Genomic DNA, 26,620 nt, shown 5'->3' on the forward strand with positions numbered 1-26,620 from the left:
GCACGCCGGTCAGCTGCGGGTCATGCCGGGTGCTCGCGGGCCACCCAGCCGCGCTCGTAGGCGTGCCAGCCCAGCTGGAGCCGGGTCGTCACACCGGCCAGCTCCATCAGCCGCTTCACCCGGCGCTGCACGGTCCTCAGGCCCAGGTCGAGCTGCTTGGCCACGCTCGCGTCGGTCAGCCCGGCCAGCAGCAGCGACAGCACCTCCAGATCGGTGGCGTCCGGCCCGTCCGGGACCTCCTCGGCCGCACCCGAGGGGTTCAGGCGCAACGGCAGCGCCTCGCGCCACACCGACTCGAACAGCCCGGCCAGCAGCTCCAGCAGTCCGCTGGCGTGCACCACCAGCGCGGCCGGTTCCGCGGTGCGCGAGGTCAGCGGCACCATCGCGAGCGCGCGGTCCGCGACCACCAGCTTCGTCGGCACCCGGTCCACCACCCGCACCTGCTCGTCCCGGCCGAGCGCGGCGGTCAGCTCGGTCAGCCCGTGCGGCAGGTCCAGCACCGCCCGCTCCACCACCACCCGGTAGCGCACCCCGCGCCCGGCCGCCTGGGGCTCCGCGTCGTTCTCCAGGCCGGAGACGACCACCGGATTGCCGGTCACCAGTGCGCACACCTCCTCGGCGGCGCCCAGTTGCAGCTGCAGGAAGCGCTGCGCGACCGCCGACGCGCCGGTCACCACCTCCACCAGGTCGTGCACCGCCGGCTCGGCCGCCGCCGCGCGGTACTCCTGCGCGAGGAGCGCCGCCGCCAGTTCGGCCTGCTCCAGCTCGTGCCGTTGCTGGGTGAGCAGCGCGCCGAGCGCCACGGCGGGCGGGGCCGCCACCCAGCGGCCCGGCCGCGCGGACGACCGGGCCGCGAGGCCCTGCCGCTCCAGGACGCGCAGCGCGTGCTCGGTGTCCTGCTCCGCCAGCGTCAGGCGCCGCGCCAGATCGGCCACGTCGGCCGCGCCCACGGACACCAGTGCCCGGTAGGCCGCCTCGTGCGTGTCGTCCAGCCCTATCGCTGCCAGCATCGCCCCGCGTCCCTCCCCTGAGAACAAACCGTCACGGCGGGCGGCGGCCTGGCGGAAACCGGCCACGGCGCAAACCCGCCGTCGCACATCATCGCCGTACCGGCGGTCACTCTGCCAAGGTGTGCTTCACCGCAGCACACGTGGTCGGACGCCCGCGGGCATTTGGAACCAGGCGTACGACGCACAGCTGAGACCCAGGAAACCACGTCATGATCCGGCCATCCGACCGGCGCCCGCCGAGGCGCGATCGCCCGGACCGTGGCCCGGGCCCGGGCGTGTCCGAGCGCACGTAGGGGATCCGGGGCCGGGTCACTTCGAACGTCGCCGGGCGGTCCTCCCGTGGGGGGTGGGGCCGCCCGGCGGCCAACAACCTTCTCCCGTACGACTGTTCGCTCCGTCACTCGACACGGCGTTCGAGGCGGGCAAGGGCAGCGGATTTTCCCGATGCCCCGTTTTCATACCGCCCGCGCGGTGACAATTAGGGGCATGAGCCAGCAGGGGGGTAGGCCCGCCCGTCCCGAGGACGACTGGTGGGGGCAGCTGTACGACGACTCCATCGAGGACACGGGTCCCGCGCCCGCGCCCGATTCCCTGGACGACCGTTTCGCCTCGGCGAAGAGGACGGTGGTGGAAGGACCGCCACCCCGCGAACCATCGGTCCCCGCGCAGCGCTCCGTGCAGGCCCCACCACCGGAGCCCGCACCCGGCCCGGAGCCGGCCCGCGAGTCGTCGGCGCAGGCCGAGCGGGGGTCTGCTGCGGAGCCCTCCCGGCGGCCGTCGGTGTCGCGTGAGTGGGGATCGGGGCTGGAAGCCGTGCCGGGACCGTCGGCCTCGCCTGAGCGGGATTCCGCATCAGAAGCCGTCGCGGAAGCGGGCACGTCACCCGAGTCGGAGCGGACACCCGGAGCCGATCGGGAAACCTCCGTGCCGTCTGCCCCCAGAGCCTCCTGGCACGCTCCCGCGTCGCCCGCGACTGGAGCCCCCTGGGAAACCCCCGCGCCGCTCCCTCCCGAAGCCGCCCGGGAAGCACCCCTGGCACCCACCGAGCCCCCGCTGCCCGCCAAGCCTCCAACGCCCCCGGCGCCCGCCGAGCTCAGCACGTCGCCCGCGGCCGTCGCCCCGTTGCCGCCGCCCCCGCCCTCCACCGTCGCAGACCAAGCCGGCTCCGGAGCGCCGGCCCAATCCCCAACGGCCGCCGTCCCATCGCCGCCGCCCCCGCCAACCGCCGCAGACCGGATTGGCGCCGGAGCATCCGCGGACGCCTCCGCGGACGCCTCCGCGGACGCCGGTGCGTCACCCATCGCCGTGAACCGCATCGGCGCCGGAGCGTCCGACGCCCCCGCGCCCGACGTTCCATCGCCGCCGCCCCCGCTGCCCACCGCCGCAGACCGCATCGGCCCCGAAACCCCCGCCGGTGCCGCCCCGTTGTCACGCTCCCCGGCCTCCGGCGCCTCTCCGGCCTCCAGCGCCTCCCCGGCCCCCGGGGCCTCCCCGGACCCCGTCGCCGTCGACTACGTCGGTTCCGGGCCGCCGACCTATGATCCGGAGCCGACCGCGCTTCCGGGGGCCGATCCCGACGGGCTGGGGGAGTTGGTCGCGGACACCGTGCTGGACGGTGCGCGGTACGGGGCGTGCACGTTGCGGGCCGTGTCGTTGCGCGGGGACTCGGCGCGGTACCGGGGTGAGCCGCGCCGCGACTCGCTGCTGACCGCGCGGTTCGGCACCGGCGAGCACGCGCTGGTGCTCGTCGCGATGGCGACCGGCGCGCGTGCCACCCCGGCCGCGCACCTGGCGGCGGCCGAGGCGTGCCGGTTGATCGGCCGGGCGGTGGGCCGCAGTCACCAGCGGCTGGCCGAGGACATCCGCGCGGCCCGGCGCGGCGACCTGAAGTCGGGGCTGCACCGGCTGACCGACCGCAGCCTCGGCCGGCTCCGCGCGAGCGCCGCCGAACAGGACATGGACCCGGAGGAGTACACGGCCACCCTGCGCTGCCTGCTGCTGCCCGCCGACCCGGACTGCCGTACCCGCGTGTTCTTCGGCGTGGGCGGCGGCGGCCTGTTCCGGCTGCGGGACGGCGAGTGGCAGGACATCGAGCCCCGGGTCGCGCCCGGGGAGAGCGCGGGCGCACCCGTCGTCGGCTACGGCTCGCCGCCGGCGGAGACCCCCGAGGGCGACCGGCTCACCATGGACCTCGGCATCCCGACCCCGCCGAGCCCCTTCGAGCCCGCCCCGGGGCCGCCCCGCGAGCCGTTCCGCTTCCGCGCCTCGGTAGCCCGCCCGGGTGACGCCCTGGTGATGTGCACGGCCGGCCTGGCCGAACCGCTGCGCGGCGAGGCGGCCCTCTGCGCCTACCTGGCCCGACGCTGGTCCGGCCGCGCGGCGCCCGGCCTCGCCGCGTTCCTCGCCGACGCCCAGGTGCGGGTGAAGGGCTACGCCGACGACCGTACGGCGGCCGCCGTGTGGGAGGCGTAACGGCCGCCCCTGTGCCTCCATGGAACCGAGGACCACGCACGGATGCGGGACCAGCGAAGGGGCGGACGAGAGAACATGGCCAGACAGAACGTAGCCGAGCAGTTCGTCGACATCCTCGTCCGTGCCGGGGTGCGCCGCATGTACGGCGTCGTCGGCGACAGCCTCAACCCGATCGTGGACGCCGTCCGCCGCAACGCGGCCATCGACTGGATCCACGTGCGCCACGAGGAGACGGCCGCCTTCGCGGCCGGCGCCGAGGCCCAGATCACCGGGAAGCTCGCCGCCTGCGCCGGCTCCTGCGGCCCCGGCAACCTGCACCTCGTCAACGGCCTGTACGACGCCCACCGCTCCATGGCCCCGGTGCTCGCCCTCGCCTCGCACATCCCCTCCAGCGAGATCGGCCTCGGCTACTTCCAGGAGACCCACCCCGACCGGCTCTTCCAGGAGTGCAGCCACTACAGCGAGCTGATCTCCAGCCCGAAGCAGATGCCCCGGCTGCTGCAGACCGCCATCCAGCACGCGGTCGGCCAGAGCGGCGTGAGCGTGGTGTCCCTGCCGGGCGACATCGCGGCCGAACCCGCCCCGGAGAAGGCCGCGCAGAGCGCCCTCGTCACCTCCCGGCCCACCGTCCGGCCCGGCGACGCCGAGATCGACGCGCTCGTGGAGATGATCGACCGGGCCGGCAAGGTCACCCTGTTCTGCGGCAGCGGCACGGCCGGCGCGCACGCCGAGGTCATGGAGTTCGCGGAGCGGATCAAGTCCCCGGTGGGACACGCCCTGCGCGGCAAGGAGTTCATCCAGTACGACAACAAGTTCGACGTCGGCATGAGCGGGCTGCTCGGCTACGGCGCCGCCTACGAGGCCACCCACGAGTGCGACCTGCTGATCCTGCTCGGCACCGACTTCCCGTACAACGCCTTCCTGCCCGACGACGTGGCGATCGCCCAGGTCGACGTACGGCCCGAAGTCCTCGGCCGGCGCTCCCGGCTGGACCTCGCCGTGTGGGGCGACGTGCGCGAGACGCTGCGCTGTCTGATCCCGCGGGTGAAGGAGAAGACCAACCGCCGCTTCCTCGACCGGATGCTGAAGAAGCACGCGGACGCGCTGGAGGGGGTGGTCAAGGCGTACACCAGGAAGGTCGACAGGCACATCCCGATCCACCCCGAGTACGTGGCCGCGGTCCTCGACGAAGTGGCCGACGACGATGCCGTGTTCACCGTGGACACCGGGATGTGCAACGTCTGGGCGGCCCGCTACGTCTCGCCCAACGGCCGCCGCCGGATCATCGGTTCGTTCTCGCACGGCTCGATGGCCAACGCCCTGCCCATGGCGATCGGCGCGCAGTTCACCGACCGGCGCCGCCAGGTGGTGTCGATGTCCGGCGACGGCGGCTTCTCCATGCTCATGGGCGACTTCCTGACCCTCGTCCAGCACGACCTGCCGGTCAAGGTCGTACTGTTCAACAACTCCTCCCTCGGCATGGTCGAGTTGGAGATGATGGTCTCCGGACTGCCCTCGTACGGCACCGCCAACACCAATCCGGACTTCGCCGCCGTCGCCCGCGCCTGCGGCGCCCACGGGATCCGGGTGGAGAAGCCCAAGCAGCTCGCCGGGGCGCTCAAGGACGCGTTCCGGCACAAGGGACCGGCGCTGGTGGACATCGTCACCGACCCCAACGCGCTGTCCATCCCACCGAGGATCAGTGCCGAGATGGTCACCGGGTTCGCGCTGTCCGCCTCGAAGATCGTGCTCGACGGCGGGGTCGGCCGCATGGTCCAGCTGGCCCGCTCCAACCTGAGGAACGTGCCCCGCCCCTGAACCCCGTGGACAAGGAGCGGATTTCGGCCAGTTTCACGACCCGTGACGACATGCCGACCGGCCGTGCCGGGTGCCGCTGTCCGGCCGTCACGGGGCGTCAGTGGCGCCAGGTGGCCTCCGGGGAGCCCGCCGCGCGGGTGGCACGGGCCGCCGCGGGTGTGCACGGCGGCCCCCGGACATGGCCGAACCGCCGGTCATCGGGCGGGGGCCAGGACTGTCCGTGAGCCCGTTGGGCAAGCATCCCCCCGTGAACGTGTTCGACCAGAAAGGGCAGGGTCCGAGCGGCGTGCGGGCGGGGGTCATGAAGAGGCAGGCGCGAGGGGGCGGTCCCGTGGCCGTAGGGGCCTCCTCGGCGGAGGCGGGGGACGAAGCGGGGGACAGCGTGGGGGAAGTGTCCGGCACCATCACCGAACACGCGCACCGGCTCCGGCGCAGACTGGGGCGCGCGGATCTGCGGGCGGTGCCGGAGGCCCGCCGGGAGCTGCGCGCGCTGCTGCGGCACTGGGGCAAGCCGGGCCGCTCCGAGATAGCCGAACTGCTCACCAGCGAACTGGTCACCAACGCGCTCGTGCACACCGACGACGACGCCGTCCTCACGGCGGTCGTGGATCCCGCCGGACTGCACGTGGAGGTACGGGACTTCGTGGCCCGCAGGCCCGAGCTGCACGCCCCGGACACGGACGACGACACCCACGGCCGGGGCCTGGTCCTGGTGGAGTCCCTCGCGGACGCCTGGGGCGTACGGCCGCACGGGGTGGGCAAGTCGGTGTGGTTCGAACTGGGTGCCGAGGCCGCGTGAGCGCCCACGGACACGGGACGGGGGCGTGACCCAGGCGGTCACGCCCCCGTCCCGTGCGGAGCCGCGGTTCTAGCCGAACTGCTGCTCGAGGTCCTTCAGCTTGCGCTCCAGGGAGTCCAGGCGCGGCAGGGCCATGGTGTCGTCCTCCGCGGTGAGGTCGACGGTCACCGGCTCAGAACCGGTGCGGACCGGCTGAAGGGAGGGCCGAGAGCGTACCGGCAGCTGCTCCGCGGTCGATATGGCAGGCTCCGCGGTCGCCGGCGCGGGGCCGCGCTCCACCGCCTGCACCTCGACCTGGCGGCCGCCCGTACGGCCGACGATGCCGCGGTGGCCCCGGCTGATGGCCTTCAGCTGGGCGCGCTCCATCCGGTGCTGCTCGCGCCGGCGCTGCCGCGTCTCGTCCTTCTGCCGCTTGTCGTCGCGGACCTCCTCGACCGCCTCGTCGAGGCTGCGCACACCCTCCAGCAGCATCAGCGACCAGGCGCGGTAGGTCTCGCGGGGCGCCCGCAGCCAGCGCACGATGCGGATCTGCGGCAGCGGACGCGGCACCAGGCCCTGCTCGCGCAGCGCGGCCCGGCGGGTCTGCTTCAGCGCCCGGTCGAACAGGACGGCCGCCGACAGGGACATCCCGGAGAAGAACTGCGGGGCGCCCGCGTGGCCCACGCCCCGGGGCGCGTGCACCCAGTTGAACCAGGCCGCCGCCGCGGCGAACATCCACACGAGTATCCGCGAGCCGAGGGCCGCGTCGCCGTGGCTGGCCTCGCGCACCGCGAGGACGGAACAGAACATCGCCGCGCCGTCCAGACCGAAGGGCACCAGGTACTGCCAGCCGTCGGTCAGCCCGAGGTTCTGCTCACCGAAGCCGACCAGGCCGTGGAAGGACAGGGCGGCCGCGACCGCCGCGCAGCAGAACAGCAGCACGTAGGACGCCGTGCCGTAGACGGCCTCCTTGCGCCGCCGGCGCTCCTCGCTGCGCTCCCACGAGTCGTCCGCGCTCGCGTTCTCCCTGGAGGAGCGCTTTCCGCGCGCGAGCACCGCCACCGCCGCCAGCATGCCCAGGAGCAGCACGGCGCCCGGAAGCAGCCAGTTCAGCGATATGTCGGTCAGTCTCATCAGGGGTCCCTTGCATTGGGATAGGGCGTAACGCCCGCCATAGTGGCCCACTCCCGTCGGCCCTCAGGGGATTTCGGGGCAAGAGACCGCCAAGAAGGTGCAAGGGGATGCCCAGGGCGGCGTTCTGCTCGAACTGCCTCTTGAGGGGCGGGAGTTGAGTTCGAATAAGACTACCCGTACGGATGGTTCCTCGGAAAGTTCCTGCGGCAGGTGAGGAAGTTGTGAATTGACTGTCCGTGCACGGGCGGTCCGGTCCGCGTTGATCCTAGGGGATCCGGGTCCCCTCCCGGTGCTGAGGGACCCTCAGGCGGCTGCTGTGGACGTGAGTTCGGCGATCCGGTCGCCGTCGCGGGTGCGCGGGCAGGTGGCGCAGGTGTTCTCGGGGTGCACCGGGTAGAACATGCGGCAGCTCGCCCGGTCCCGGGTGGGAAGCGGCTCGCCGTCCGGGCCCGTCAGGGTCCGGAACGCGGCCGAGCCGACGTACGGCAGGGTCGTGCCGGACGGCAGCAGCTCCAGCTCCCGCGCGGCCCGGACCTCCTCGCCCAGCAGCCGGGCGACGTACCACAGCCCCTCCACCACCTCGTCGGTCGCCATGCCCCACAGGGCACGCCCGCGGCGCCGCATCCGGGGCCCGAAGGCCCCGAGCACCGGCTCCAGGTGCTCGGCGACGGCCGCCCGCACCTCGGCCCGCAGTGCCCCCTCGTCCGGTACGGCGACGGCGCCGGGCGGCGTGGCGGCGGGGTCGCCGGACAGGCAGGCGAAGCCATGCGGCCGGCGGTGCGGTCGTACGAGACCCGCCGCACCGGCAGCCGGGGCACCCGGCGGTGCAGGAACCAGGGGACGGTGATCAGCAGGCAGGCGGCCCAGGCGTAGCGGTGCAGGCCGAAGCTCGCCACGACGTCCGGGCGGGCCCGGCGGCCGTGGTCCCGCAGCACCTGGGCGTCGTCCCGGGCGAGGAAGGCGTCCAGCTCGGGACCGCCCGCGGCGAGCCCCGCGGCGCTCACCCAGGCGCCGCCCCGGGGCGCCTGGGCGTCCGGGCCCGGTTCGGTCACGGTGAGGCCGGGGCAGGCCGCGCCGAGACGGTCGTAGGTGGCGGTGAGCGGCGAGGTCGCAGCAGGCATGGCGGAACCACCCGGCGTGGGTCGCGGACCGGCGATGCAGGTAAGGCTAACCTTACTGGCCTGGGCGGAATTTGAACTGTGGCCCCGTGCGCCTAAGGTGCTTGACGGACAAGCGACAAGCCACCGTTAATGACCCAAGTACCGACAAGCCGCCAGGAGGACCCCGTGAAGCAGGGCGTGCAGGGTTCCGCCGCGGCACAGGGCGTGGCCCGGGTACCGGCGCAGCAGCGCCCGGTGGACCCCGGCTTCCCGGCACGGGAGCGGGGCGTCGCCGTGCCGGGGGAGGCGCGGGGCGAGCACACCCACAGCGAGCGGCCGATCCCGGGACCGCGGCCGGTCGTGCAGCGGTCGTCGGTGCGCGGGCAGATCCTGGACGCGCTGCGCACGGCGCTGGTGGCCGGCGAGCTGAAGCCGGGCGAGGTGTACTCGGCGCCGGTCCTCGGCGAACGCTTCGGGGTCTCGGCCACGCCGGTGCGGGAGGCCATGCAGCAGCTCGCGCTGGAGGGCGCCGTCGAGGTCGTGCCCAACCGGGGCTTCCGAGTGGTCGAGCGGGGGGCGCGGGAACTGGCCGAGCTGGCGGAGGTGCGCGGGCTCATCGAGGTGCCCGTGATGCTGCGGCTCGCCCGGACGGTGCCGGCCGAGCGGTGGGCCGAGCTGCGTCCGCTCGCCGAGGACACCGTGCGCGCGGCCGCCTCGGGCTGTGCGGCCACCTACGCGGAGTCCGACCGGGCCTTCCACCGGGCCATGCTGTCGCTGTCCGGCAACCAGGAGCTGGTCCGGATAGCCGAGGACCTGCACCGCCGCTCGCAGTGGCCGCTGGTCGGCGGCCCGGTCCGGCACGGGCGGGCCGACCTCGTCGCGGACGCGGCCGAGCACATGGCCCTGCTGGAAGCCCTGGTCGCGCACGACTTCGACGTGGTCCGGGGCCTGGTGGGGGAGCACTTCGCGGGCGCGGACTGACGGCCCGCCCCGTACCCGTGCCCCCCTCAGGGCATGCTCAGGAGCCGTTCGCCGACTTCGAGTAGGCGTCGTGCCACGCGGCCTTCGCGCCCGAGTCGCCGATGCGGTAGACGTCCACGACCGCGCCCACCGCGACGGCCACCGACAGCAGCCCCACGACGATCCGCACCGGCAGCGCGGCCCAGCGCGAGCGGCCGCCGCGGCCGGCCTCCGCGTCACCGGCGGCCTGCGCGGAACCCCGGCGGGCGGCCCACCAGACCACGGCCGCCAGTACGAACAGGCCCAGCGCCCACGGCAGCAGCCCGTCGCCGAGTTCGGTGTGCCGGCGGACGAGGGCGTCGTCGCCGACGTGGCGTTCCAGCCACTCGCCCGCGTTCGTGGTCAGCGGCACGCTGACCAGGGCGACGAAGGCCAGCGCGGGCAGCAGCACGCCCAGGCGCCGGGCGGCGGCCGGCCACAGGGCGCCGGCCACCAGGGCGAGGGCGGTCAGCGGGACCAGCACCACCACGACGTGGACGAGCAGGACATGGGCCGGAAGGCCGTTGACGAGTGTCATCGCGACGCTCTCCTGAGGGGGGTCTCGGGGCGCGCCACACTGGCACAGGAAACTCTCAGTTCCCTCTGAGCACGACCCGAGCGCGATCTCAGGCCGTCGCCGCACCCGGCGCGGGCGGCGCGAGCTGCGCGGCCAGCCACGTCGGCACGCCTCCGAGCAGCCGGAACAGCCGTCGGGCCTCCTCCCGCAGCCGGGACGCCTCCGGCTCGTCCTCGGTGTCCGCCAGCGAGGCGAGGGCGGGCGCCGTGCCCACCAGGTAGCCCAGCTCCTCGCGGATCCGCAGGGACTCGGCGAAACCGTGCCGGGCCTCGGCCAGCTCGCCGTCGCGCAGCGCGAGTCCGGCCAGATGGCGCCAGGTGAAGGACAGCAGCAGCGTGTCGGCGTGTGCGGCGGCGGTCGCGTGCGCCCTGCGGTACGCCGCGCGCGCCGCCTGCGGGGAACGGGTCAGGTTCTCGGCGATCAGCCCCCGGCGGAAGTCCAGCAGGGCCCTGCCCGCCGTCCCCGGCCGGATGAGCGCGGCCGCCCGGCCGAGCGCGGCCCGCGCCTCGTCCGCGCGGTCCCGGACCCCGTGCAGCGTGGCCGTGTAGGCGAGCTGCCCGCGCTCGCAGGCGGCAGCGCCCCGCTCCTCGTCGGTGTGCGCGAGCGCCTCGGCCGTGCGCAGGGCGTCCTCCGCGTCCGCCCAGCCCCGCTCGGTGTACAGGCACCGCTCGACGAGCAGCGAGGCGCGCTGCAGCGCCGGTGTCGGGGCGTCGGGTGGCAGCAGGGCCGCCGCGTCGGCCCAGCAGGCCCGCGAGCGCAGCCGCCATACCGCGGTCTGGAGAGGATCGTCACCTGCGGTCGTTCCGTTACCAGACATGGCGGGATGCGCCACTTGCCCTCCCCGAGCACGCCATCGAGCTTTGAGTGGTGGCGGCATTCCAGCACCAACAGCCGGGCCGGGCCAAGGGGGTGGGTGAAGGATTTCACAAAGTCGTGGGCAGTTGGCGTGACTTGGTTTGTCCGCCTCGCGCCCCCTCGGCTCAGCTCATGCGCAGTGCCAGGAAGAAGTCGAGCTTGTCCTCCAGCCGGGACAGGTCCCGTCCCGTCAACTGCTCGATGCGGCCAACCCGGTAGCGCAGCGTGTTGACGTGCAGGTGGAGACGGGTCGCGCAGCGGGTCCAGGAGCCGTCGCTGTCGAGGAACGCCTCCAGGGTCGGGATCAGCTCGGCCCGGTGGCGGCGGTCGTAGTCCTTCAGCGGGTCCAGCAGGCGCGCGGTGAAAGCGCGGCGGACGTCGTCGGGCACGAAGGGCAGCAGCAGGACGTGCGAGGCGAGCTCCTGGTGGCCGGCCGCGCAGACCCGCCCGGGGCGGGCCGCCGCCACCCGGCGGGCGTGCCGGGCCTCCTCCAGGGCGCCGCGCAGGCCCTCCGCGGAGTGCACGGCCGCGCTCACGCCGAGGGTGAGCCGTCCGTCGTCGCTCAGGCCCGCCGACAGCGGCGCGCGCACCGCCTGCAGCAGGGCGTCGGCGAGCAGGCCGGTCTCGGAGCCGTCGTGCTCGGCGGAGACCGCGGGAAGCGGCACCAGGGCGATCGCCTCGTCGCCGGTGTGGGCCACGGCGATGCGGTCGGACGGTTCCGGGCCGGTCGCCAGCGGGTCGACCAGCACCTCCTCCAGCAGCGACTGGGCAACCGGGCCGCCCTCGACCGCGTCGCCGTCCCACTCGACGCGGGCGACCACGACCTGCCAGTGCGGGGCCGCCCCGAGCCCGGGCAGCAGCACCGGCGCGGCGACCCGCAGCCGGGCCGCGATCTCGGCGGGCGCGGCGCCCGTCTGCACCAGCTCCAGGACCTCCTGGGCGAGCCTGCGCCGCACGGTGCGGGCCGCGTCCCGGCGGTCCCGCTCGACGGCGATCAGCTGGGTCACGCCCTGGAGCAGGTCCATGCGCTCGTCGGGCCAGTCGCCCGCGTCCGACTCGACGGCCAGCAGCCACTCCGAGAGGACCGTCTCGCGCACGTCGCGGCCGCCCTGCGGGGAGCGGCCCGAGGAGCGGATCGGGAAGAGGGAGTACGTCGAACCGCCAACCAGGACACGGTGCGGGCCGCGCCGGCCCGAGCGGCTGGCGGTCAGGTGCTCGGCGGCCAGCCTGGCGCAGGTCTCCGCCGGCAGGTCCGGGCCCGCCACCTTGGAGCCGGCGATCAGCCGGCCCGTGGGGGAGAGCACCCAGGCGCGCAGGTCCAGGTCGGAGCCGAGCAGGTCGAGGACCACGTCCGGGCCGCCGCCCGCCGGGCCCGAGGTCATCATCCGGCGGTGCCGGTCCACCACGGCTGCCAGATCCCCGGCCCGCTCGCTGGAGACCTGGCGCACGACGTGCTCGGTGATCGACGCGAACGCCACCGACTCGTGCACCGCGAACAGCGGCAGCCGGTGCCGGGCGCAGGCCAGCACCAGGTCCTCCGGGACATCGCCCAGCTCGGCCTCGCCCGCCGCCAGGGCGGCCACCCCGGCCTGCACCAGGAGCCGCACGAACGGCTCGGAGTCGTCCGCGTCCCGCCGCCAGGCCAGGCCCGTCAGTACCAGCTCACCGCCGGAGAGGTAGCGGCTGGGGTCCCGCAGGTCGGTGGTCATCACACCGCGTACCGAGCGGTCCAGCTCGTCCTCGCCGCCGAGCAGCCGCAGGCCCAGCGCGTCGGTGTCCAGCAGTGCGCGCAGCCGCATCTCGTCGCCGCCGTTCTTTGTCTCGAAACCTACGATGGATCTTTGAGGGGGGACTGGGGAGTGTCCCGGTGCGGGCACCGCGGCCCGCTTTCCGGGGCCGCCGGGCCGTTACCTGCGTGTCCTCAGGAAAACGAAGAGGTTACCGATGACCTCCGTTCATACGAATCTACAAGATGCCCGCCGTGGCCAGCCAACTCCTTCATGGTTTCGGTGACTGACCCCGCCGGAGTACGGAGCGGTGTACTGAGTCCACTCCGCGTTAACAGCACATGAACGAGCCGGGCCCGCCGCACACGGATTGGCTCAATCTGTACGACCCACGAGACGAAGAAGAGAGCCGGTCATGGACTTCCTTCGCCCCGCCAGCTGGGAGGAGGCGCTCGCCGCGAAGGCCGAGCACCCCACCGCTGTGCCGATTGCGGGTGGCACCGACGTGATGGTCGAGATCAACTTCGACCACCGGCGGCCCGAGTACCTGCTCGACCTCAACCGCATCGGCGACCTCTACGAGTGGGAGGTCGGCGAGGACTCCGTGCGGCTGGGTGCCTCCGTCCCGTACACCAGCATCATGGAGCAGCTCCGCGCCGAGCTGCCGGGCCTCGCGCTCGCCTCGCACACGGTCGCCTCCCCGCAGATCCGCAACCGCGGCGGCGTCGGCGGCAACCTCGGCACGGCCTCGCCCGCCGGCGACGCCCACCCCGCCCTCCTCGCGGCCGGCGCCGAGGTCGAGGTGGCCTCCGCCGCCCGCGGCACCCGGCTCATCCCGATCGACGAGTTCTACACGGGCGTCAAGCGCAACGCGCTCCAGCCCGACGAGCTGATCCGAGCCGTGCACGTGAAGAAGGCCGACGGGCCGCAGCAGTACTCGAAGGTCGGCACCCGCAACGCCATGGTCATCGCCGTGTGCGCCTTCGGTATCGCGCTGCACCCCGAGACCCGCACCGTGCGCACCGGCATCGGCTCCGCCGCACCGACGCCGGTGCGGGCCAAGGCCGCCGAGGAGTTCCTGAACGCGGCGCTCGAAGAGGGCGGCTTCTGGGACAACGGCAAGATCATCACCCCGTCGGTCGCCAAGCAGTTCGCGGAGCTGTGCTCCGGTTCCTGCAACCCGATCGACGACGTCCGGGGCACCGCGAGCTACCGCCGCCACGCGGTCGGTGTGATGGCCCGCCGGACGCTCACCTGGACCTGGGAGTCGTACCGCGGCGCCCGCCGCGCATCTGAGGGAGCTGCGTAATGCGCGTCAACTTCACCGTCAACGGACGCCCGCAGGAGGCCGACGACGTCTGGGAGGGCGAGTCCCTGCTGTACGTCCTGCGCGAGCGCCTCGGCCTGCCCGGTTCCAAGAACGCCTGCGAGCAGGGCGAGTGCGGCTCCTGCACCGTGCGGCTCGACGGCGTGCCGGTCTGCTCCTGCCTGGTCGCGGCCGGCCAGGCCGAGGGCCGCGAGATCGTGACCGTGGAGGGCCTGGCCGACTTCGCCCGGCAGCGCGCCGAGGGCGGCTGCGCGAGCGGCGCCTGCGGCACCTCGCTGGACGAGGCCAAGGGCTGGCAGGCCAAGGGTACCGACTCGCAGACCGGCGAGGGAACCGAACTCTCCCCGATCCAGCAGGCGTTCATCGACGCCGGTGCCGTCCAGTGCGGCTTCTGCACCCCGGGCCTGCTCGTCGCCTCCGACGAGCTCCTGGAGCGCAACCCGAACCCGTCCGACGCCGACATCCGCGAGGCGCTGTCGGGCAACCTGTGCCGCTGCACGGGCTACGAGAAGATCATGGACGCGGTCCGCCTGGCGGCCGCCCGCCAGTCCGAGGGGGTCTGACCATGCCGGCCAACGGCGCTCCTACGAAGATCACGCAGGGCTCGCAGACCAAGGGCGGGATCGGCGAGTCCACGCTCCGCCCGGACGGCACCCTCAAAGTCACCGGCGAGTTCGCGTACTCGTCCGACATGTGGCACGAGGACATGCTGTGGGGCCAGATCCTGCGCTCCACCGTCGCGCACGCCGAGATCGTGTCGATCGACACCTCCGAGGCCCTCGCCATGGCGGGCGTCTACGCGGTCATGACGTACGACGACCTGCCCACCGAGGTGAAGAACTACGGCCTGGAGATCCAGGACACCCCGGTCCTCGCCCACGGCAAGGTCCGCCACCACGGTGAGCCGGTCGCGATCGTCGCCGCCGACCACCCGGAGACGGCCCGCCGCGCCGCCGCCAAGATCAAGGTCGACTACCGCGAACTCCCGGTGATCACCGACGAGAAGTCGGCCACCGCGCCGGACGCGGTCCTCGTCCACGAGGGCCGCGACGACCACCACTCGGGCCACGTCCCGCACCCCAACATCGTGCACCGCCAGCCGATCGTCCGCGGCGACGCCGACGAGGCCGCGAAGCGCGCGGACGTCATCGTCAGCGGCGAGTACACCTTCGGCATGCAGGACCAGGCCTTCCTCGGCCCCGAGTCCGGTCTCGCCGTGCCGGAGGAGGACGGCGGCGTCCACCTCTACATCGCCACCCAGTGGCTCCACTCCGACCTGCGCCAGATCGCGCCCGTCCTCGGCCTGCCCGAGGACAAGGTGCGGATGACGCTGGCCGGCGTCGGCGGCGCGTTCGGCGGCCGCGAGGACCTGTCGATGCAGATCCACGCCTGCCTGCTGGCCCTGCGCACCGGCAAGCCGGTGAAGATCGTCTACAACCGGTTCGAGTCCTTCTTCGGGCACGTCCACCGCCACCCGGCCAAGCTCTACTACGAGCACGGGGCCACGCGCGACGGCAAGCTGACCCACATGAAGTGCCGGATCGTCCTGGACGGCGGCGCCTACGCCTCCGCCTCCCCGGCGGTCGTCGGCAACGCCTCCTCCCTCTCCGTCGGCCCGTACGTGATCGACGACGTCGACATCGAGGCCATCGCCCTCTACACCAACAACCCGCCCTGCGGCGCCATGCGCGGCTTCGGCGCGGTCCAGGCGTGCTTCGCCTACGAGGCGCAGATGGACAAGCTGGCGAAGAAGCTGGGCATGGACCCGGTCGGATTCCGGCAGCTGAACGCGATGGAGCAGGGCACGATCATGCCGACCGGGCAGCCGGTCGACTCCCCGGCCCCGGTCGCCGAACTCCTGCGCCGCGTCAAGGCGATGCCCCTGCCGCCCGAGCGCCAGTGGGAGTCCAGCGAGGGCTCCGACGTACGGCAGCTGCCCGGCGGCCTGTCCAACACCACGCACGGCGAGGGCGTCGTACGCGGTGTGGGCTACGCCGTCGGCATCAAGAACGTCGGCTTCTCCGAGGGCTTCGACGACTACTCCACCGCCAAGGTGCGCATGGAGGTCATCGCCGGCGAGCCCGTCGCCACCGTGCACACCGCGATGGCGGAGGTCGGCCAGGGCGGTGTCACCGTCCACGCGCAGATCGCCCGCACCGAGCTGGGCGTCGCCCAGGTGACCATCCACCCGGCCGACACCCAGGTGGGCTCGGCGGGTTCCACCTCGGCCTCCCGGCAGACGTACGTCACCGGCGGCGCCGTGAAGAACGCCTGTGAGCTGGTCCGCGAGAAGGTCCTGGAGATCGGGCGCCGCAGGTTCGGCTCCTACCACCCGGCCTGGGCCACGGCCGAACTCCTGCTGGAGGGCGGCAAGGTCGTCACCGACGGCGGCGAGGTCCTCGGCGACCTGGTCGACGTCCTGGAGGACGAGGCCGTGGAGATCGAGGCTGAGTGGCGGCACCGGCCGACCGAGGCCTTCGACCTGCGCACCGGCCAGGGCAACGGACACGTCCAGTACTCCTTCGCCGCGCACCGCGCGGTCGTCGAGGTCGACACCGAACTCGGCCTGGTCAAGGTGATCGAACTGGCCTGCGCCCAGGACGTCGGCAAGGCGCTCAACCCGCTCTCCGTCGTCGGCCAGATCCAGGGCGGTACGACCCAGGGCCTGGGCGTGGCGGTGATGGAGGAGATCATCGTCGACCCGAAGACCGCGAAGGTCAGGAACCCGTCCTTCACGGACTACCTGATCCCCACGATTCTCGACACGCCGACCATCCCGGTCGACGTGCTCGAACTCGCCGACGACCACGCCCCGTACGGGCTGCGCGGCATCGGCGAGGCCCCGACCCTGTCGTCCACCCCGGCCGTCCTCGCGGCGATCCGGAACGCGACGGGGCTGGAGCTCAACCGCACTCCGGTACGGCCCGAGCACCTCACGGGGACCGCGTAACACCGAAAGCTCTCCGGGCGGCGCAGGGAACGTCACACACTCCGCCGCGCCGCCCGGGGGAACCTCTTTGAGTTCCGCTCCGCTCGCGGTCCTTGAAGTACCAGGAAAATCGTTCGTCTCGGGCCGTCCCCCGGGTCGTCCATTCCCCAAATCCCGTGCCCCACAGTGCGGTTGCGCGGGTGCCCCTTTGAACCTTGGGAGATGGCACCATGACCCAGCAGTCAGTGGAGCCCAGGACCGCGGCCGAAGACGCGGGCGACGGCAGTCGCGTCCCGGCCGGACGGTCCTGGCTCGATCGGTACTTCCACATATCCCGGAGAGGATCCACGGTCGCGCGTGAGGTCCGCGGCGGCATCACCACCTTCATGGCGATGGCGTACATCCTCCTGCTCAACCCCCTCATCCTGTCCGGCAAGGACGTGGCGGGGGACACGCTCGGCCAGAAGGCCCTGATCACCGCGACCGCGTTCGCCGCGGCCTTCACCACGCTCCTGATGGGCTTCGTCGGCAAGGTGCCGCTCGCCCTGGCCGCCGGACTCTCCGTCTCCGGCGTCCTGTCCTCGCAGGTCGCACCCAACATGACCTGGCCGCAGGCCATGGGCATGTGCGTGATGTACGGCGTGGTCATCATGCTGCTGGTCGTCACCGGCCTGCGCGAGATGATCATGAACGCGATCCCGCTCGCGCTCAAGCACGGCATCACCATGGGCATCGGCCTGTTCATCGCCCTCATCGGCTTCTACAAGTCCGGCTTCGTGCACAAGGGCGTGGCCACCCCCGTCACGCTCGGTCCCGCGGGCCAGCTCACCGGCTGGCCGGTACTGCTCTTCGCCGGCACCCTGCTGCTGATCTTCATGCTCCAGGCCCGGAACGTCCCCGGCGCGATCCTGATCGGCATCGTCTCCGGCACGGTCGTCGCCGCCGTCCTGAACGGTCTCGGCGTCATCGACCCCAAGCAGTGGGCCAACGGCGCCCCCGAACTGCACGGCGGCGCGGTCTCGATGCCCGACTTCTCGCTCTTCGGGCACGTGGAGTTCGGCGGCTGGGGCAAGGTCGGCGCGATGACGGTCGCGATGATCGTCTTCACGCTGGTCCTCGCCGGCTTCTTCGACGCGATGGCCACCATCATCGGCGTCGGCACCGAGGCCAACCTGGCCGACGACAAGGGGCGTATGCCCGGCCTGTCGAAGGCGCTGTTCATCGACGGCGCCGGCGGCGCCATCGGCGGCGTGGCGGGCGGTTCCGGGCAGACGGTGTTCATCGAGTCCGCCACCGGCGTCGGCGAGGGCGCCCGTACGGGTCTCGCCTCCGTCGTCACCGGCCTGTTCTTCGCGGCCTGCCTGTTCTTCACCCCGGTCACCGCGATCGTCCCGCAGGAGGTCGCCTCCGCCGCCCTGGTGGTCATCGGCGCCCTGATGCTGATGAACGCCCGGCACGTGGACTGGGCCGACCGCGCCACCGCCATCCCGGTGTTCCTGACCGTCGTCCTGATGCCGTTCACGTACACCATCACCAGCGGTGTCGCCGCGGGTGTCATCTCCTACGTGGCCATCAAGGCCGCGCAGGGCAAGGCCCGTGAGATCGGCGCCTTCATGTGGGGCCTGGCCGTGATCTTCCTGGTCTACTTCGCCCTTCATCCCATCGAGGGCTGGCTGGGCGTGCACTAGCGCCCCGCCGAACGCCCCCACCACGCAACCCCGTTAGGAGACCGAGAGATGCTGGACATCGCCGAGGAGCTCAACCGGTGGGTCGAGCAGGGCCGTGACTTCGCCGTCGCCACCGTGGTGGCCGTCGGCGGCAGCGCCCCACGCCAGCCCGGTGCCGCCCTCGCGGTGGACGCCGACGGCACGGCCATCGGCTCGGTCTCCGGCGGGTGCGTGGAGGGCGCCGTGTACGAGCTGTGCCGGCAGGCGCTCCAGGACGGGGAGACCGTGCTGGAGCGCTTCGGGTACAGCGACGAGGACGCCTTCGCCGTCGGCCTGACCTGCGGCGGCGTCATCGACATCCTCGTCACGCCGGTCCGGGCGGACGGTCCCGCCCGGCCGGTGGTCGCGGCCGCGCTGGCCGCCGCCGCGAGTGGGGAGGCGGCGGCGGTCGCGCGGATCGTGGAGGGACCGGCGCGGCTGCGGGGCCGGGCCCTCCTCGTCCGCCCGGACGGCTCCTGGGACGGCGGCTTCGGCGCCCACCCCGAGCTGGACCGCACGGTCGCCGCCGAGGCCGGCGCCTTCCTGGACGCGGGCCGCACCGGCACCCTGGAGATCGGCGAACAGGGCTCGCGCTGCGGCGCCCCGCTCACCGTCCTGGTCGAGTCCTCCGTACCCGCGCCCCGGATGATCGTCTTCGGGGCCATCGACTTCGCGTCGGCACTGGTCCGCGTCGGCAAACTCCTCGGCTACCACGTCACCGTGTGCGACGCCCGCCCGGTGTTCGCCACGCGCACCCGCTTCCCCGAGGCCGACGAGATCGTCGTCGAGTGGCCCCACACGTACCTGGAGCGCACCGGCGTCGACGGCCGTACCGTCCTGTGCGTCCTCACCCACGACGCCAAGTTCGACGTGCCCCTGCTGGAGCTGGCGCTGCGGCTGCCGGTCGCCTACGTCGGCGCGATGGGCTCCCGCCGCACCCACCTCGACCGCAACGAGCGCCTGCGCGAGGTCGGCGTCACCGAACTCGAACTGGCCCGGCTGCGCTCCCCGATCGGCCTCGACCTCGGCGCCCGGACGCCGGAGGAGACGGCCCTGTCGATCGGCGCGGAGATCGTCGCGAACCGGCGCGGCGGCAGCGGGGTCTCGCTGACCGGCGCGCACACCCCCATCCACCACGACGGCACGGCGCGGCCGGTGCTGCGGATCGGCTCGGTGGCCTGAGGGGGAAAACGGCTTGCCGCGTGCGCCGGCCCCTGTGTTGCATGAGGGGATGGTGTCCACCGACCGGCTGCTGGCCTTCGCGGCCCTCGCCTTCCTGCTGATCCTCGTACCCGGTCCGAGCGTGCTGTTCGTGATCGGGCGGGCGCTGGCGCACGGCCGCCGGGCCGCGCTGACCACGGTCGCCGGCAACACCCTCGGCGCGTACGTGCTCGTCGCGGCCGTGGCGCTCGGCATCGGCCCGGTCGTGGAGCGCTCCGTCCTCGCCTTCACCGCGCTGAAGCTCGCCGGCGCCGCCTACCTGGTCCACCTGGGAGTCAGGGCATGGCGGCGGCGCGGCTCGCTGCGGGCCGCTTTCGCGGAGTCCGGGCCCCCGGAGCGGGGCGGTCTGCGTACCTTCTGGGAGGGGTTCGCGGTCGGGATCGCCAACCCCAAGACGATGGTCTTCTTCGCCGCCGTGCTGCCCCAGTTCGTGGACCGCGAACAGGGGCACGTGCCGGTGCAGATGCTGCTGCTCGGCCTGGTCTTCAACGCCATCGCGCTGGCCTCCGACAGCGTCTGGGGCCTGGTCGCCTCGTCCGCCCGGGACTGGTTCGCGCGCTCGCCCCGGCGGCTCTCCGCGGTCGGCGGCGTCGGCGGCCTGACGATGATCGGCCTCGGCGTGACGGTCGCCGTCACGGGCCGCAAGGACTGAGGCGCCGCCCCCTCAAGGCCGTTTACTCGAGGCCGTATGACTCGGTGAAGTCCGGCTCAAGGCCGTCCGATTCGGGGCCGTCCGAGTCGAGTCCGTCCGATTCGGGGCCGTCCGGCTCAGGGCCGTCTGAGGAGCTGGTTCGCGGCGCGCCCGAACATCACGCGGGCCGTCTGCTCGACCACCCCGTCGAAGAGGCGGGGCAGGAAGCGGACCCGCAGTTCCTCGCGCCACACCACCCTGCTGCGCCCGCCGGGCCCGGGCATGACCTCGATCTCCGCCCAGCCCAGGATCACCCGGCCGCGTTTCTCCAGGCGGCACAGCCCCGGCTCGCCGTCGGCCGGCGGGCGCCAGACGGTCACCTCCATGACGTCGTCGACGGTCAGCGGTCCGACACCGGAACGGGCGACGAATCGCGTGCCCTCCCGGGTCGGGGCGGGCGTGAGCACCCGGATCCGGGTCAGCGGGACCGCGTCGGCGTGGCGGGGCCACTCCGTGAGCCGGCGCCAGGCCTCGTCGAGCGCGAGGGGGGCCGTGCGTTGGATGGAGAAGGTGGGCACGAAAAGATCGTAGGCAATGGGCGCCGGTCACCTGCGGGTTCGCCCCCCTCTCACCCGGTCGGCGCAGCGCGGGCGGGCCGCGCCGGCCCGGGGTCAGGGGCGGTACACCTCGCCGGGTACGGGCTCGCCGGGGGCGAGCAGTTGAGGGACCGTCACGAAGACGTAGCCGCGGGCCTTCAGGGCGTCGATGATGCCGGGCACGGCCGGCACGGTGCCCGAGTAGAGGTCGTGCAGCAGGATGATCCCGTCCCGGGACGACTGGTCGAGGACCCGCCTTGTGATGAGCGCGGAGTCGCTCGTCGCGTAGTCCTTGGCGGTCACGCTCCACAACACCTCGGAGAGCCCCAGTTCCTTGCAGATCCGGTGCACGTCGGCGTCCGTGCGGCCCTGCGGCGGTCGCATCAGCGTGGGCCTGCGCCCGGTCAGCCGCTCGATCGCGTCGTCGGGCCGGGTCAGCTCCTCGCGTATCTGCGCGTCCGGTATCCGCGTGAGGATCCTGTGGTCCCAGGTGTGGCTCGCGACCTCGTGGCCCTCGGCCGCCATCCGCTTCACCAGTTGCGGGTACTTCTCGATGTGCCGCTTGCCGAGCAGGAAGAAGGTGGCCGGAACCTTCTTCTCCTTCAGGATGTCGAGCAGTCGCGCCGAGTTCTCGCTGGGCCCCGCGTCGAAGGTGAGCGCGATGCACCTGGCCTGCCGGCAGTCGACGGTGCCGAAGCTCGCCGGCGCCCCGTGCGCGGCCGCCGCGCGGGCGGTGCTCGGCGAGGTCGTGTCCAGCCGCGCACAGCCGGAGAGGGCGAGCGCCAGGCAGGCCGCGGCCGAGACGAGCGCGGCCGGACGGAACCCCGGGCGCGGTCCGCGCATCTTCCGGGGCGAGTGCTTCGGGGCCGGGCTCCTGGCCCCGAACCTGGCCGGGATCTTGTCGGTCGAATGAGGCATGTCCGGACTATACACTCAGCGTATAGAGCATATATACGAATCCCCGGGTCGCGCCGGAGCCTAGCACCATGGAGGGAGAGGCTCCGCGGAGGAGGACGACCATGCGCTTCCGGGACCGTGCCGAGGCCGGGCGGGAACTCGCCGGACTGCTGAGCGACCTGTACGCGAGGGGCGACCTCACCGACCCCGTCGTCCTGGCCCTGCCCCGCGGCGGCATCGCCGTCGCCGAACCCGTCGCCAGGGCCCTCGGCGCCCCGCTCGACGTGCTCGTCGTCCGCAAGATCGGCGCCCCGCGCCACGAGGAGTTCGCCGTCGGCGCGCTCGCCGTCGACGACCCGCCCCTGTTCGACACGCCCAGCCTCGACCGGCTGGGACTGACCGAGGACGCCATGGCGCCCGTGGTGGAACGGGAGCGGCGGGAGCTGCGCCGCCGCGAGCGGCGCTACCGCGGCGACCGCCCGCCCCCGGACCTGGCCGGGCACACGGTGATCGTGGTCGACGACGGCCTCGCCACCGGCGCCACCGCGCGCGCCGCCCTGCGCCACGTACGGCGCCGGAACCCCGCGCGTCTCGTCCTCGCCGTGCCCGTCGGCGCCCCCGACTCCCTCGGCCTGCTCGCCGCCGAGGCCGACACGGTGCTCTGCCCGCACCGGCCGGCCGGCTTCACCGCAGTCGGCCAGTGGTACGACGACTTCGGGCAGCTCACCGACCGGGACGTGCTCGCCGTGCTGCGCGCCCACTAGGCGGCCGGGAGCCACCTGGCGGGCACGCCCCCGTGCACAACAGTAGTACCGGACGGGTACGGGGAGTAACCTCAGCAGCATGACGCGCACGGGGGAGCGAGTCGTGAAGTCGCGGTTACGGACACCGTCCTGGATCGCGCGCATCGAGGCGCCCGACGGTCAGGTGCTCGGCGCGGGGGTGCTGCTGGCCCCCGACCGGGTGCTCACCGCCGGGCACGTCGTCGTACCCGGCCACCGCTACGCGGTCCGGCTCGTCGGTGTCCGCGGACAGGGCGCCGTCACCGCCACGGTCCGCGCGGACGAGCACGTGCCCGAGCGCGAGGACGCCTTCGGCGACCGCAGCGGCGACCTCGCCCTGCTGCGCCTGGCCGAGCCGCTGCCCGCCGAGCACACCACCCGGCTCTACCGGCTCGCCTCGCCGCACGGGCCCGTGAGCATGTACGGCTTCCCGGACGGCGACGAGGGCGGCCGCTGGCACGGCGCCACGCTCGTCGCTGCCCGGGGCCGGGACAGCCGGGTGCAGCTGCGCCCGCTCACCCCGGGCGAACTGGCCGCCCCCGGCTTCAGCGGCGGCGGAGTCGTCGACCACGCCACCGACCAGGTCATCGGCATCGTCCTCAGCGTGGACGACGGAACCCCGTCCGAGTTCAGCTACATGAGCCCCACCGAGACCATCCTCAGCCACCTCTCCCAGGTCGCCGCGTGGACCGACGGCGCCGAGGCCGTCGACCCGAGGCTGCGCAGCGGCGCGCCCCGCACGGCAGGGCGGCTCGACGTGCCGTTCGCCACCGAACTCGCCGGCTGGTTCCGCGGCGAGGGCTGGCCGGTACTCGTCACCGTCGTGCCCACCCGCGGCGACCGCGCCTGGACCCTGGAGCGGGCCGTCACCCTCGCCGACCGGGAGCTGCGCACCCACCGCAACACCAGCGCCTTCAGTCACGACCCGCCGGAGACCGTGCCCCCGGCCGGCGCCCACGACCTCGCCCTGGACGTCAAGGGGCTGACGGCCGCCCAGGTCATGGACCGGATCGCCGAGCGCCTCGGCATCCGCGACGACCCCCGGCCCGAACGGCTCGGCGCCCTGCGCGTCCCGCTCGCCGCCGTCCTGGTCGGCGTCGACCAGTGCGCCGAACCCGACGCCCTGCTCGGCCTGCTGGACCGGCTCGCCCGGCACGGCGCCCGGCTGCTGCTGGTCTTCCGCCGCCAGGGCGGACGCGCGGCACAGGCCGCCGAGTCCCTCGTGCACCGCCCGCTGCGCGACCGCTGGTCCCGGCTGGGCTACGAACTCGACCGCATCGTCGACGAGTTGGGCCCCGCCCTCGACACCGGCCGGGACCGTGTGTCGGCCGGGCCCGGCACCGGGCGGCTGCTGGACCAGGCCGAGGCCGGCGTGCGCCGCACCCGGATGCTGCGCGCATGGGTCGCCCACAGCTCGGCACAGGAGCGGGAACCCGGGCGCGCCGACCTGCTGTTCACGTTCGAGGACGCCGCCGACCGCCGCCGGCAGCGCCTGGAGCAGGCCCTCGGCGTCCTCGACACCCGGCTGCGCCGCTGCGAGGAACTCCGCGGCCGGGTCGGCGCCGAGTGGCCGCTGTGCCGGCGCCGGGCCGCCGCGGACGGCGACCGGGTGGTGGAGGCGTACCGGCTCTACGAGGACGCCCTGTCCCTGCTGCGGCAGACCCCCTGTGACGTGGAGCGCGCCGAGACCGCCGTCGAACGCTTCCTCGGCTTCTGCTCCGGCCCGCCGTCCGGCGACGGCCGCCCACCCGGCGGCGACGCACCCGGAGAGGAGGGCGCTTCGTGACCTCGTGCGTGCGGCCCGGCTGCGCGGGCCACATCATGGGCACCGGCTACTGCGACACCTGCGGACACCGGCACACCGAACCGCGCACCGAGGCGCGCGGCGCACCGGCCAAGCCGCCCCCGCCCGCCGCCGAGGAGAGCCCGGGCCCGCCGACCGTGCACGCCGTCGCCGGCGTCGGCGAACTCGACCAGCACGGACTGGTCGTCCTGCCCGAGGTGCCCGTCCCCGACGACGTGCTGATCGAGGACCCGCGCCCGCCGACGGAGGGCCGCCGCTGCGGCGCCGACGGCTGCACCATGACCATCGGCATCGGCTACGGCGGCCAGCCCGCCCGCGCCACCGGCCGCTGCCCGCGCTGCGGCACCCCCTACTCCTTCCTGCCGCAACTCGCCCAGGGGGACGTGGTGGCCGGCCACTACAGGGTGCTCGGCTGCCTCGCCCGGGGCGGCCTCGGCTGGGTCCACCTCGCCGAGGACACCCGCGCCGACGGCCACCGGGTCGTCCTCAAGGGCCAGATCAACGCCAACGACACGCTCGCCCGCCGCACCGCCGTCGAGGAACGCCGCTCCCTCACCGACCTGCACCACCCGGACATCGTCCGCATCATCACCTACGCCGAACACCGGGCCGGCGGCGGCTCGTCCACCGGCTACCTGGTCATGGACTACATCGGCGGCCGCTCCCTGCAGCAGCTCTTCGACGCCGACGACGCCGAACGCGTCTTCCACGGGCGCCCCCGCCTCGACCACGTGCTCACCTACGGCTGCAAGATCCTCGGCGCCCTGGAGTACATGCACGAACGCGGCCTGCTCTACTGCGACATGAAGCCCGCCAACGTCATCCACTTCGGGCGCGCCGTGAAGGTCATCGACCTCGGCGCGGTCCGCGCGATCGGCGACCGCACCTCCGCCTACGTGTACACGGCCACGTTCGCCCCGCCCAAGGAGGAGATCGACGCGCGCGGCTGGCACGTGGACAGCGACCTGTACACCGTCGGCATGACCCTCCAGGCCCTGGCCCGCGGCACCGAACCGGCACGCGGTCTCGCGCCCGACTCCTTCCGCCGCCTCATCGACCGCGCCACCCACGCCGAACCCCGCGCCCGGTTCCGCTCCGCGGCCGAGATGTCCCGCCAACTGTGGGAGATCCTGCGCGAGTTCCGTTCGCTGCAGTTCGGCGAGCAGCTGCCGGAGAGCTCCACCCGGTTCCGCGCGGGCGGCGCCAGCCTCGACGCCGGGCTCGGCGCGATCCCCGCCCTGGACCACTGGACCGGCCGCCCGGGCGGCCGGCCCGCCGAGCTGGACGTCTCCCCGCCCTCGCCCGCCGAGGTCGCGGGCGCCCTCCCGGAACCGGTCCCCGACCCCGACGACGGCGCCGCCCTGCTGCTGGACACCTTCCCGCCCGACGCCCCCGACCGGGTCGCCCGGCAGTGGCCCCGCGAGTCCCGCCTCGGCACCCCCGAGACCGCGCTGTGGCTGTGCCGCGCCTACCTCAGGCGCGGCGAGCAGCAGGAGGCGGAGAGCTGGCTCACCGAGGCCGAGACCCAGCTCGGCGAACGCGCCGCCGCCCACGACTGGCGGATCGCCTGGCACCACGGCGTCCTCCACCTCAGCAAGGGCGAGGTGGCCCTGGCCGGCGCCCGCTTCGACGCCGTGTACCGGGCGCTGCCCGGCGAGTACGTGCCCAAGCTCGCCCTCGGCCACTGCGCCGAGCACGGCGACGGGCGGACGGGGCGGGCCATGCGCTTCCACGAGGCCGTCTGGAAACGGGACTTCGCGCACACCGCCGCCGCGTTCGGCCTGGCCCGCGGGCACCTGGCCGGCGGCGACCGGGACGCCGCCGTACGCGTCCTCGACGACGTCCCCGCCACCTCCCGGCACCACGACGCCGCCCGGATCGCCGCCGTCCGCGTCCGCACCGGCATCCTGCACGGCAGCCCGCCCTCGCCGGCCGACCTCCGGGACGCGGCCCGGCGGCTGCCCGAGCTGCGCCTGGACGGCGGCGCCGCCGACGGCGAGTCCCGGGCCCGGCTGGCCGCCGAGGTCCGCGAGAACGCCCTGCACGGCAGGCCCGGGCGGGGCTGGGGCCCGGAGTTCCCCTCCGGGGACCTGCTCGGCCCGGGCGACGAGGACAGCCTGCGCACCCTGCTGGAGCACTCCTTCCGGCAGCTGGCCGCCCAGGCCCGCACCGCCGGGGAACACGGCCGGCTGCTCGACCTGGCCCACGCGGTCCGGCCGCTGACCACCTTCTGAGGAACCCACGACCCCTGGGAGAG

At 73.7% G+C, this 26,620-nt stretch carries 20 protein-coding genes and 1 pseudogene; 13 read left to right on the plus strand and 8 right to left on the minus strand.

The genetic code is table 11. From position 1 onward, the window contains the following. Positions 1–20 precede the first annotated feature (20 nt). Positions 21–1,010, minus strand: coding sequence for a helix-turn-helix domain-containing protein (locus ACZ7FF_RS28860; protein ID WP_470815617.1), 990 nt, complete (start codon positions 1,008–1,010; stop codon positions 21–23). Between the two features lie 1,305 nt (positions 1,011–2,315). Between ACZ7FF_RS28860 and ACZ7FF_RS28865 the strand changes: the two genes are divergently transcribed. The 3 genes from ACZ7FF_RS28865 to ACZ7FF_RS28875 all read left to right on the plus strand — a co-directional run bounded on the left by ACZ7FF_RS28865 (position 2,316) and on the right by ACZ7FF_RS28875 (position 6,099). After that, positions 2,316–3,482, plus strand: coding sequence for a protein phosphatase 2C domain-containing protein (locus ACZ7FF_RS28865; RefSeq protein ID WP_470815619.1), 1,167 nt, complete (start codon positions 2,316–2,318; stop codon positions 3,480–3,482). Between the two features lie 75 nt (positions 3,483–3,557). After that, positions 3,558–5,300 (plus strand): pyruvate dehydrogenase, encoded by a 1,743-nt coding sequence (locus ACZ7FF_RS28870; RefSeq protein ID WP_470815621.1) that lies wholly within the window; start codon positions 3,558–3,560, stop codon positions 5,298–5,300. A 301-nt stretch (positions 5,301–5,601) separates the two neighbouring features. Beyond that, a complete protein-coding gene (locus tag ACZ7FF_RS28875; protein WP_470815894.1) occupies positions 5,602–6,099 on the plus strand; it encodes an ATP-binding protein in 498 nt (165 codons plus the stop codon). Between the two features lie 69 nt (positions 6,100–6,168). Here the strand turns inward: ACZ7FF_RS28875 and ACZ7FF_RS28880 are convergent, their stop codons facing one another. Then, the gene (locus tag ACZ7FF_RS28880) at positions 6,169–7,212 is read right to left on the minus strand and encodes a DUF2637 domain-containing protein (RefSeq protein WP_470815622.1); all 1,044 of its coding nucleotides are present in this window, start codon (positions 7,210–7,212) and stop codon (positions 6,169–6,171) included. A gap of 303 nt (positions 7,213–7,515) precedes the next feature. After that, positions 7,516–8,333, minus strand: a pseudogene (locus ACZ7FF_RS28885) (iron-sulfur protein). Between the two features lie 165 nt (positions 8,334–8,498). Here ACZ7FF_RS28885 and ACZ7FF_RS28890 point away from each other — a divergent pair. Continuing rightward, on the plus strand, positions 8,499–9,293 hold the full coding sequence (locus ACZ7FF_RS28890; RefSeq protein ID WP_470815623.1) for a GntR family transcriptional regulator: 795 nt from the start codon (positions 8,499–8,501) through the stop codon (positions 9,291–9,293). A gap of 37 nt (positions 9,294–9,330) precedes the next feature. Here ACZ7FF_RS28890 and ACZ7FF_RS28895 read toward each other — a convergent pair whose 3' ends face one another. The 3 genes from ACZ7FF_RS28895 to ACZ7FF_RS28905 form a co-directional block, all read right to left on the minus strand. Continuing rightward, positions 9,331–9,849: a DUF2231 domain-containing protein gene (locus tag ACZ7FF_RS28895; protein ID WP_470815625.1), complete on the minus strand. Its 519-nt coding sequence runs from the start codon at positions 9,847–9,849 to the stop codon at positions 9,331–9,333. An 88-nt stretch (positions 9,850–9,937) separates the two neighbouring features. Beyond that, the gene (locus ACZ7FF_RS28900) at positions 9,938–10,705 is read right to left on the minus strand and encodes a hypothetical protein (protein ID WP_470815627.1); all 768 of its coding nucleotides are present in this window, start codon (positions 10,703–10,705) and stop codon (positions 9,938–9,940) included. Between the two features lie 163 nt (positions 10,706–10,868). Continuing rightward, entirely contained in the window at positions 10,869–12,542 is a 1,674-nt protein-coding gene (locus tag ACZ7FF_RS28905; protein ID WP_470815629.1) for a PucR family transcriptional regulator, read from the minus strand. A 343-nt stretch (positions 12,543–12,885) separates the two neighbouring features. Here ACZ7FF_RS28905 and ACZ7FF_RS28910 point away from each other — a divergent pair, with 343 nt between their 5' ends. The 6 genes from ACZ7FF_RS28910 (at position 12,886) to ACZ7FF_RS28935 (ending at position 20,305) form a co-directional block, all read left to right on the plus strand. Beyond that, positions 12,886–13,779 (plus strand): FAD binding domain-containing protein, encoded by an 894-nt coding sequence (locus tag ACZ7FF_RS28910; protein ID WP_470815631.1) that lies wholly within the window; start codon positions 12,886–12,888, stop codon positions 13,777–13,779. Further along, on the plus strand, positions 13,779–14,360 hold the full coding sequence (locus tag ACZ7FF_RS28915) for a (2Fe-2S)-binding protein (protein WP_470815633.1): 582 nt from the start codon (positions 13,779–13,781) through the stop codon (positions 14,358–14,360). The genes ACZ7FF_RS28910 and ACZ7FF_RS28915 overlap by 1 nt, the downstream gene beginning before the upstream one ends. 2 nt (positions 14,361–14,362) lie before the next feature. Further along, the gene (locus tag ACZ7FF_RS28920; RefSeq protein WP_470815634.1) at positions 14,363–16,747 is read left to right on the plus strand and encodes a xanthine dehydrogenase family protein molybdopterin-binding subunit; all 2,385 of its coding nucleotides are present in this window, start codon (positions 14,363–14,365) and stop codon (positions 16,745–16,747) included. 209 nt (positions 16,748–16,956) lie between these two features. Beyond that, positions 16,957–18,414, plus strand: coding sequence for an NCS2 family permease (locus ACZ7FF_RS28925; protein WP_470815636.1), 1,458 nt, complete (start codon positions 16,957–16,959; stop codon positions 18,412–18,414). A gap of 48 nt (positions 18,415–18,462) precedes the next feature. Then, the gene (locus ACZ7FF_RS28930) at positions 18,463–19,614 is read left to right on the plus strand and encodes an XdhC family protein (RefSeq protein WP_470815638.1); all 1,152 of its coding nucleotides are present in this window, start codon (positions 18,463–18,465) and stop codon (positions 19,612–19,614) included. A gap of 49 nt (positions 19,615–19,663) precedes the next feature. Next, positions 19,664–20,305 carry a LysE family translocator gene (locus ACZ7FF_RS28935; protein ID WP_470815640.1) on the plus strand — a complete coding sequence of 214 codons (642 nt, stop codon included), beginning with the start codon at positions 19,664–19,666 and terminating at the stop codon, positions 20,303–20,305. Between the two features lie 116 nt (positions 20,306–20,421). Here ACZ7FF_RS28935 and ACZ7FF_RS28940 read toward each other — a convergent pair whose 3' ends face one another. After that, positions 20,422–20,862, minus strand: a complete 441-nt coding sequence (locus ACZ7FF_RS28940) for an SRPBCC family protein (protein ID WP_470815642.1) — start codon at positions 20,860–20,862, stop codon at positions 20,422–20,424. Between the two features lie 93 nt (positions 20,863–20,955). Beyond that, positions 20,956–21,723 (minus strand): polysaccharide deacetylase family protein, encoded by a 768-nt coding sequence (locus ACZ7FF_RS28945; protein WP_470815895.1) that lies wholly within the window; start codon positions 21,721–21,723, stop codon positions 20,956–20,958. 176 nt (positions 21,724–21,899) lie between these two features. Between ACZ7FF_RS28945 and ACZ7FF_RS28950 the strand changes: the two genes are divergently transcribed. The 3 genes from ACZ7FF_RS28950 to ACZ7FF_RS28960 all read left to right on the plus strand — a co-directional run bounded on the left by ACZ7FF_RS28950 (position 21,900) and on the right by ACZ7FF_RS28960 (position 26,597). After that, the gene (locus ACZ7FF_RS28950) at positions 21,900–22,541 is read left to right on the plus strand and encodes a phosphoribosyltransferase (protein ID WP_470815644.1); all 642 of its coding nucleotides are present in this window, start codon (positions 21,900–21,902) and stop codon (positions 22,539–22,541) included. Between the two features lie 79 nt (positions 22,542–22,620). Then, positions 22,621–24,345, plus strand: a complete 1,725-nt coding sequence (locus ACZ7FF_RS28955) for a trypsin-like serine peptidase (RefSeq protein ID WP_470815646.1) — start codon at positions 22,621–22,623, stop codon at positions 24,343–24,345. Continuing rightward, a complete protein-coding gene (locus tag ACZ7FF_RS28960; protein ID WP_470815648.1) occupies positions 24,342–26,597 on the plus strand; it encodes a serine/threonine-protein kinase in 2,256 nt (751 codons plus the stop codon). The genes ACZ7FF_RS28955 and ACZ7FF_RS28960 overlap by 4 nt, the downstream gene beginning before the upstream one ends. Positions 26,598–26,620 lie beyond the last annotated feature (23 nt).

The organism is Streptomyces sp. NPDC037126 (genome assembly GCF_055605965.1).

Bases quoted from the DNA above. Each gene is read 5' to 3' on its own strand.
- ACZ7FF_RS28860 (WP_470815617.1), bottom strand. From the start codon at position 1,010: ATGCTGGCAGCGATAGGGCTGGACGACACGCACGAGGCGGCCTACCGG.
- ACZ7FF_RS28870 (WP_470815621.1), top strand. From the start codon at position 3,558: ATGGCCAGACAGAACGTAGCCGAGCAGTTCGTCGACATCCTCGTCCGT.
- ACZ7FF_RS28875 (WP_470815894.1), top strand. From the start codon at position 5,602: ATGAAGAGGCAGGCGCGAGGGGGCGGTCCCGTGGCCGTAGGGGCCTCC.
- ACZ7FF_RS28880 (WP_470815622.1), bottom strand. From the start codon at position 7,212: ATGAGACTGACCGACATATCGCTGAACTGGCTGCTTCCGGGCGCCGTG.
- ACZ7FF_RS28895 (WP_470815625.1), bottom strand. From the start codon at position 9,849: ATGACACTCGTCAACGGCCTTCCGGCCCATGTCCTGCTCGTCCACGTC.
- ACZ7FF_RS28900 (WP_470815627.1), bottom strand. From the start codon at position 10,705: ATGTCTGGTAACGGAACGACCGCAGGTGACGATCCTCTCCAGACCGCG.
- ACZ7FF_RS28905 (WP_470815629.1), bottom strand. From the start codon at position 12,542: ATGCGGCTGCGCGCACTGCTGGACACCGACGCGCTGGGCCTGCGGCTG.
- ACZ7FF_RS28910 (WP_470815631.1), top strand. From the start codon at position 12,886: ATGGACTTCCTTCGCCCCGCCAGCTGGGAGGAGGCGCTCGCCGCGAAG.
- ACZ7FF_RS28915 (WP_470815633.1), top strand. From the start codon at position 13,779: ATGCGCGTCAACTTCACCGTCAACGGACGCCCGCAGGAGGCCGACGAC.
- ACZ7FF_RS28920 (WP_470815634.1), top strand. From the start codon at position 14,363: ATGCCGGCCAACGGCGCTCCTACGAAGATCACGCAGGGCTCGCAGACC.
- ACZ7FF_RS28925 (WP_470815636.1), top strand. From the start codon at position 16,957: ATGACCCAGCAGTCAGTGGAGCCCAGGACCGCGGCCGAAGACGCGGGC.
- ACZ7FF_RS28930 (WP_470815638.1), top strand. From the start codon at position 18,463: ATGCTGGACATCGCCGAGGAGCTCAACCGGTGGGTCGAGCAGGGCCGT.
- ACZ7FF_RS28935 (WP_470815640.1), top strand. From the start codon at position 19,664: ATGGTGTCCACCGACCGGCTGCTGGCCTTCGCGGCCCTCGCCTTCCTG.
- ACZ7FF_RS28945 (WP_470815895.1), bottom strand. From the start codon at position 21,723: ATGCGCGGACCGCGCCCGGGGTTCCGTCCGGCCGCGCTCGTCTCGGCC.
- ACZ7FF_RS28950 (WP_470815644.1), top strand. From the start codon at position 21,900: ATGCGCTTCCGGGACCGTGCCGAGGCCGGGCGGGAACTCGCCGGACTG.
- ACZ7FF_RS28955 (WP_470815646.1), top strand. From the start codon at position 22,621: ATGACGCGCACGGGGGAGCGAGTCGTGAAGTCGCGGTTACGGACACCG.